Annotated in this window: 7 protein-coding genes; 5 read left to right on the plus strand and 2 right to left on the minus strand. The window is 71.7% G+C overall.

The features are described 5' to 3' along the window. Positions 1-11 precede the first annotated feature (11 nt). The gene (locus ACFXOM_RS29490) at positions 12-1280 is read left to right on the plus strand and encodes an ATP-binding protein (protein ID WP_384940031.1); all 1269 of its coding nucleotides are present in this window, start codon (positions 12-14) and stop codon (positions 1278-1280) included. 60 nt (positions 1281-1340) lie between these two features. On the opposite strand, the gene ACFXOM_RS29495 is transcribed toward ACFXOM_RS29490, so the two are convergent. Beyond that, the gene (locus tag ACFXOM_RS29495; RefSeq protein WP_384940184.1) at positions 1341-1850 is read right to left on the minus strand and encodes a GtrA family protein; all 510 of its coding nucleotides are present in this window, start codon (positions 1848-1850) and stop codon (positions 1341-1343) included. A gap of 214 nt (positions 1851-2064) precedes the next feature. Between ACFXOM_RS29495 and ACFXOM_RS29500 the strand changes: the two genes are divergently transcribed. The 3 genes from ACFXOM_RS29500 to ACFXOM_RS29510 are packed head-to-tail and all read left to right on the plus strand — an operon-like array spanning position 2065 to position 4958. Beyond that, entirely contained in the window at positions 2065-3231 is a 1167-nt protein-coding gene (locus ACFXOM_RS29500; RefSeq protein ID WP_384940182.1) for a 5-(carboxyamino)imidazole ribonucleotide synthase, read from the plus strand. After that, positions 3228-3749 carry a 5-(carboxyamino)imidazole ribonucleotide mutase gene (gene purE, locus ACFXOM_RS29505; RefSeq protein ID WP_384940030.1) on the plus strand — a complete coding sequence of 174 codons (522 nt, stop codon included), beginning with the start codon at positions 3228-3230 and terminating at the stop codon, positions 3747-3749. The genes ACFXOM_RS29500 and purE overlap by 4 nt, the downstream gene beginning before the upstream one ends. A gap of 6 nt (positions 3750-3755) precedes the next feature. Continuing rightward, entirely contained in the window at positions 3756-4958 is a 1203-nt protein-coding gene (locus tag ACFXOM_RS29510; RefSeq protein ID WP_385040296.1) for a dipeptidase, read from the plus strand. 466 nt (positions 4959-5424) lie between these two features. On the opposite strand, the gene ACFXOM_RS29515 is transcribed toward ACFXOM_RS29510, so the two are convergent. After that, positions 5425-5925, minus strand: coding sequence for a CGNR zinc finger domain-containing protein (locus ACFXOM_RS29515; RefSeq protein ID WP_384940027.1), 501 nt, complete (start codon positions 5923-5925; stop codon positions 5425-5427). A gap of 113 nt (positions 5926-6038) precedes the next feature. Here ACFXOM_RS29515 and ACFXOM_RS29520 point away from each other — a divergent pair, with 113 nt between their 5' ends. After that, a complete protein-coding gene (locus tag ACFXOM_RS29520; RefSeq protein ID WP_384940025.1) occupies positions 6039-6401 on the plus strand; it encodes a VOC family protein in 363 nt (120 codons plus the stop codon). Positions 6402-6547: the final 146 nt, after the last annotated feature.

A 6547-nucleotide genomic window follows, 5' to 3' on the forward strand; every position in this document is an offset into this window, starting at 1 on the left:
CGGAGGGCACCGTGCGCCGCCGACTCATCAATTCGACCCTGGCCGTGGTGCTGGTCGTCATCGCCGTGTTCGGGGTGTCCCTCGTCATCGTCGAGACGCGCACCATCAGCAGTAGCGCGCAGGAGAGTGTCGACTCCGAGGCGCTGCGGTTGGTCAGCGTGGTCGAGGCCAAGGTGCTCGAACACGAGAAGCTCGACGACGGGGTGCTCGCCGACCAGATCGGACCCGGCCGGTACGCGGTGATCCGCATCCCGGGGAGCCCTCCGGTCGAGATCGGGGAGCGGCCCTCGGACGGCGTGATCCGGGGGACCGCCACCGGCGAGTCGGGCGAGTCGGTCACCGTCGAGGAGGCCCGCTCCATCGTCACCCGCGAGGTCGGCCGCACGCTGCTGATCATCGCCGCCGTCGCGCTGCTGGCCGTCGTCGCCGCCGTGCTCCTGGCCGTGCGCCAGGCCAACAAGCTGGCCTCTCCGCTCACCGATCTCGCCGAGACCGCAGAGCGCCTCGGATCCGGTGATCCCCGACCCCGGCACAAGCGTTACGGGGTCCCCGAACTCGACCGGGTCGCCGACGTCCTGGACGCCAGTGCCGAGCGGATCGCCCGGATGCTCACCGCCGAGCGCAGGCTCGCCGCCGATGCCTCGCACCAGCTCCGGACACCGCTGACCGCGCTCTCGATGCGGTTGGAGGAGATCTCCGTCACGGACGACCCGGAGACCGCCAAGGAGGAGGCGACCATGGCCCTCGCCCAGGTGGAACGTCTCACCGACGTCGTGGAGCGGCTCCTCACCAACTCCAGGGACCCGCGGACCGGTTCCGCCGTCGCCTTCGACCTCGATGAGGTTGTCAAGCAGCAGATCGAGGAATGGCGTCCGGCCTACCGCAGCGCGGGGCGCGCCATCGTCTGCTCCGGTAGGCAGGGCATGCGGGCCGTGGGCACCCCTGGCGCCGTCTCCCAGGTGCTCGCCACCCTGATCGAGAACTCCCTCATGCACGGAGGGGGCACCGTCGCACTGCGCACCCGGGTCACCGGCAACCAGGCCGTCATCGAGGTGACGGACGAAGGCCCCGGCGTCCCCGCCGATCTCGGTGCGCGGATCTTCGAGCGGGCCATCAGCGGCCGCAACTCCACGGGAATCGGACTGGCCGTCGCCCGCGACCTGGCCGAGGCGGACGGCGGGCGCCTCGAACTGCTCCAGCAGCAGCCCGCGGTGTTCGCGCTCTTCCTGAGTCGGGAGCCCAGCGAGCCGAAGCAGGAGCACCAGCGCCCCATCCGGTGACCGCCCGGCTGCTGCCGGGGCGGAGCCGCCTTGGGCGGATGCCGACCCGTGCGGATGGTTTCAGCTGCCGACGCGGTCCGGTTCGCTGGCCCGCCGCTGCTCCAGGAACGACTCGGCCGTCTGCACGGCCTCACGTGCGGGCAGTGCCCGGAACACCCACGTCCGGTACGACCAGAAGCGGAAGAGCGTCGCGACGGCGATCCCGAAGAACTTGAAGAAGTTGCTCTGCAGCGGGCTGTCCCAGTCGAAGCCGTACGTGGCGGTGTACAGCACGCCGTTCTCGATCACCGCTCCGGCGGCGCTGAACAGCAGGAACAGCGTCAGCTCCTTGGTGCGGCCGCTCTTGTCGCGGTCCCGGTACGTGAAGTAGCGGAAGCCCACGTAGTTGAAGAGGATCGCGATGAACGTCGCCAGGAGGCTCGCCCGGACCACGGGGATGTCCGTGGTCGCGCGCACGAGGTTGAAGACCGCCATGTTGACGAGCAGGCCCAAGGCGCCGATCGCTCCGAACTTGGCGACTTCGCGCGCGAGCTGGTTCAGTCGCACACGCAGTGCGCCCGGATCGCTCATGTGATCGCTCAGCCCCGTCCGCTCGGCAGGATCGGCGTCGTCAGGGACGTCACGCCAGTACATCAACGCGACCATGCTAACCAGCGCCCCTGTCGGTTGCCTCTGGACAACTACAGGAGGGGTTGCTTCTTGTGCTTTTCTACGAGGGGGTGGGTCGGGTCGGGCCGTACGGAGCTCCGGATACCCTGAGAGGGTGACGTTCCCGGTAGTCGGCATGGTCGGTGGCGGTCAGCTCGCCCGTATGACCCACGAGGCGGGCATCCCCCTCGGCATCAAGTTCAAGCTCCTCAGTGACACCCCCCAGGACTCGGCGGCCCAGGTGGTCAGCGAGGTCGTCATCGGCGACTATCGCGACCTGGACACGCTGCGGGCCTTCGCCCGCGGATGCGACGTGATCACGTTCGATCACGAGCACGTGCCGACCGAGTGCCTGCGCGCCCTGGAGGCTGACGGAATCCCCGTCCGTCCCGGGTCCGACGCGTTGGTGCACGCCCAGGACAAGGGGGTGATGCGCGCGAGGCTCGACGAGATCGGTGCGCCCAGCCCGCGGCACCGCGTCGTCGCCGATCCCGCCGACGCGGCGGCCTTCGCGCGTGAGATCCGCGGCGCGGAGCACGGCGACGGGCACTGGCCGCGGGAGGAGACGGGGCGCGGCTTCCCGGTCATCCTCAAGACGGTGCGCGGCGGGTACGACGGCAAGGGCGTGTGGTTCGTGCGGTCCCGGGAGGAAGCGGAGGACGCCTTCCGAGCCGGCGTCGCCGTCCTCGCCGAGGAGAAGGTCGCGTTCCGCCGCGAGCTCGCGGCCAACGTCGTGCGTTCCCCGCACGGCCAGGCCGTCGCCTACCCGGTCGTGGAGTCCCGGCAGGTGGACGGGGTGTGCGACACAGTGATCGCGCCCGCCCCCGGCCTGGACGAGGAGCTCGGCGGCCGGGCCCAGCAGCTCGCCCTGCGGATCGCGAATGAACTGGGTGTCGTCGGGCACCTGGCGGTGGAGCTGTTCGAAACCATCGACGGGCGGATCCTCGTCAACGAGCTGGCCATGCGCCCGCACAACTCCGGGCACTGGACCCAGGACGGCGCCATGACCTCCCAGTTCGCCAACCACGTACGGGCCGTACTGGACCTGCCGCTCGGGGACCCGCGTCCGCGCGCGAAGTGGACGGTCATGTGCAATGTCCTGGGCGGCGACTATCCCGACATGTACACGCCGTATCTGCACTGCATGGCCCGGGACCCGCAGCTCAAGATCCACATGTACGGCAAGGACGTGAAGCCCGGCCGCAAGGTGGGGCACGTCAACACCTACGGCGACGATCTCGACGACGTGCTGGAGCGCGCCCGTCACGCCGCCGGCTATCTGCGAGGAACGATCACCGAATGAGCACTGCCGTTGGCGTTGTCATGGGATCCGACTCCGACTGGCCCGTCATGGAGGCCGCGGCCCAGGCCCTCGAAGAGTTCGAGATCGAGTACGAGGTCGACGTCGTCTCCGCCCACCGGATGCCGCGCGAGATGGTCCACTACGGCGAGCAGGCGGCAGGGCGCGGCCTGAAGGTGATCATCGCCGGTGCGGGTGGCGCCGCGCACCTGCCGGGGATGCTGGCCTCCGTCACCCCGCTGCCGGTCATCGGCGTCCCGGTGCCGCTGAAGTACCTGGACGGCATGGACTCGTTGCTGTCGATCGTGCAGATGCCGGCGGGGGTTCCGGTCGCGACGGTGTCGGTCGGCGGCGCGCGCAACGCGGGCCTGCTCGCGGCCAGGATCCTCGCGACCCAGGACCCCGACCTGCTCTCCCGCATGCGGGACTTCCAGCAGGAGCTCAACGACCAGGCGACCGAGAAGGGCCGCCGCCTGCGGTCCAAGGTCGAGGGCTCGGCCGCCTTCGTCTCGGGGAAGTAGGCCGCCGTGGACTTCCTCGCAGAAGCCCGTTCACTGCTCGACTCCTTCCCTGTGGTCGACGGTCACAACGACCTGCCGTGGGCCCTGCGCCAGCAGGTGCGCTACGACCTGGACCAGCTGGACATCGCCACCGACCGGACCGGCAGCCTGCACACCGACATCCCCCGGCTGAGGGCCGGGGGAGTCGGGGCACAGTTCTGGTCCGTGTACGTGCGCACGGATCTGGCCGGCGACGAGGCGGTCAGCGCCACGCTGGAACAGATCGACGCGGTCGGCCAGCTGCTGGCCCGCTACCCAGGGGACCTGGGCCGCGCCCTGACGGCGGACGACATGGAGACCGCGCGCAAGGAGGGCCGCATCGCCTCCCTGATGGGGGCGGAGGGCGGCCACTCCATCAACAACTCGCTCGCCACCCTGCGGGCCTTCCACGCGTTGGGCGTCCGCTATATGACGCTGACGCACAACGACAACACCGATTGGGCGGACTCGGCGACCGACGAGCCCCGCGTCGGGGGCCTGTCCGCCTTCGGACGCGAGGTCGTCCGCGAGATGAACCGCACCGGGATGCTGGTGGACCTCTCGCACGTCGCCGCGACGACGATGCGCGATGCCCTGGACACCTCGGTGGCCCCGGTGATCTTCTCCCACTCTTCGGCGCGGGCGATCTGCGACCACCCGCGGAACGTCCCGGACGACGTGCTGGAACGCCTCGCGGTGAACGGCGGTGTGGCGATGGCCACGTTCGTCCCGAAGTTCATCCTGCCGGAGGCGGTGGCCTGGACCCGTGCGGCGGACGAGAACATGCAGGCGCACGGGCTGCACCCGCTGGACACGACTCCTGCGGCGATGGAGGTCCACCGTGCCTTCGAGGAGGCCCGTCCGAGACCCGTCGCCACGACCGCCACGGTGGCCGACCACCTCGACCACATGCGCGAGGCAGCGGGCATCGACCACATCGGCATCGGCGGGGACTACGACGGCACCGCGTTCACCCCGGCCGGGCTGGAGGACGTGGCGGGCTACCCGAACCTGATCGCGGAACTGCTCCAGCGCGGCTGGTCCCGTCCGGACCTCGCCAAGCTGACCTGGCGGAACGCGGTCCGGGTGCTGCGGGACGCAGAGTCCGTGGCCGCCGACCTCCGGTCGACCCGCGGCCCGTCCAACGCGACACCGGACACGATGCCGAGCGCGAGTCCGAGGACGGCGTAAACCCCGGCCCCCTGGCGGCTCAGTCCGCCGGCCTCCGTCCGGCGGACACCCGGCGGGCTGGTGGGTACCGGTGCACGCGGTTCCGCACACCCACCGGGGCGGGGCCGCCGAGGTGCGTCCGGGACGACGGCGCGCGGTGCGTCCGGGACGACGGCGCGCGGTGCGGGACGCGTGCCGCCGGGCGACCGCTCCGCCGCTCGGGGAGCCTGGACGCCCAGTGGATCATGCGGTCCCGGACGGGGCTCGGAGCGGAGACGGAACGTCCACGGGCCGGTCCGACCGCGCCCGAAGGGCCGGCCCGTCCGGCCGCTGCGGACGGACGACCGCTGCCGGGGGAGACGGGCACCCCGAGCGTCCGGGCACGCGCACCGGTGACGCCGGCACACCGCCGGCCCGTCCGGCCGGGCGCGGCAACGCGGCCCCGCCCCACCGGGGGACCGGCACCAGGTGGGCCGGGGTGCCAGGGCTACCCGCCCTTCCGTGCCCGGTACGTCCGCATCTTCGCCCGGCTGCCGCAGACCGCCATGGAGCACCAGCGACTGCGGCCGGCCGGGCTCCTGTCGTAGTAGGCCCAGCGGCAGTCCTCGGCCTCGCACGCCTTCAGGCGCAGCCAGGTGCCGTCCGCCCGGGCGTCGGCGATCGCCACGGCGACGCGGGAGGCGAGTGCGGTGGGATCCGCGGGCCGGAGCGCCGCGGCGCCCTTCTCGTCGAGGACGACCAGTAGGGGAGCGTCCGACAGCAGCCGCTCCAGGGATCCCGGGGGCGCGGCGTGGCCGGCGTGCGCCAGACAGGCCGTGCGCAGTGCCTCGCGCAGTTCCCGGGCGGCGTCCACGTCGTGCTCGGCGAGACCGAAACGGCCCCGGCCCTCGGTGGTCTCCAGGGCGTCCGCTCCGGTCTCGACGTCCAGGGTGTTGACCAGGGCCTCGACGAGTGCGAGTCCTCCGGGAGCGGGTGCCCTCTCATTCATGCTTGCGACGTTACCGCTACTACGGAAGGATGAGGTAACCGTTACCGGTGCTTCGGATGCATCGGTAACGGAACCGGTAACACGAACCGGTAACACGACAGGGAGGCGTCACCATGTCCATCGCCACACTGGGCACCGTTGTCCTGGACTGTCCGGACCCCGTCGCGCTCGCCGCGTTCTACGCGGAGCTGCTGGGCGGCGAGACCGAGGACGACGGCGAGGGCTGGGTCGAGCTGAAGGGCCACGGCGGCACCCCCCTGGCCTTCCAGGTCACACCGGGCCACGTCCCGCCCACGTGGCCCGCCCCGGACGCGTCGCAGCAGTTCCACCTCGACCTCACCGTCGACGACCTCGACGCCGCGGAAGCCCGGGTGCTCGCCCTGGGTGCCGCGCCCCTCGACGCGGCGGACCACGCGCGGTCGTGGCGCGTGTACGCGGACCCGGCCGGCCACCCGTTCTGTCTCTGCGCCGGTTGAGCCGTGGACGGAGGACGACGAAAGGCGCCGTGGGACCGGATCGATCCGGTCCCCCCTCAGACCCCCTCCCCCGTGCTCCGCCTCCCAACCCCCCCCCCCCCCACCCCCCCCCCCCATCCCCGTCCCCCCCCCCCCCCCCCCCCCCG

Source organism: Streptomyces sp. NPDC059169 (assembly GCF_042755225.1).
Lineage (GTDB): Bacteria > Actinomycetota > Actinomycetes > Streptomycetales > Streptomycetaceae > Streptomyces.

Bases quoted from the DNA above. Each gene is read 5' to 3' on its own strand.
- ACFXOM_RS29495 (WP_384940184.1), bottom strand. From the start codon at position 1,850: ATGAGCGATCCGGGCGCACTGCGTGTGCGACTGAACCAGCTCGCGCGC.
- ACFXOM_RS29500 (WP_384940182.1), top strand. From the start codon at position 2,065: ATGGTCGGTGGCGGTCAGCTCGCCCGTATGACCCACGAGGCGGGCATC.
- purE (WP_384940030.1), top strand. From the start codon at position 3,228: ATGAGCACTGCCGTTGGCGTTGTCATGGGATCCGACTCCGACTGGCCC.
- ACFXOM_RS29515 (WP_384940027.1), bottom strand. From the start codon at position 5,925: ATGAATGAGAGGGCACCCGCTCCCGGAGGACTCGCACTCGTCGAGGCC.
- ACFXOM_RS29520 (WP_384940025.1), top strand. From the start codon at position 6,039: ATGTCCATCGCCACACTGGGCACCGTTGTCCTGGACTGTCCGGACCCC.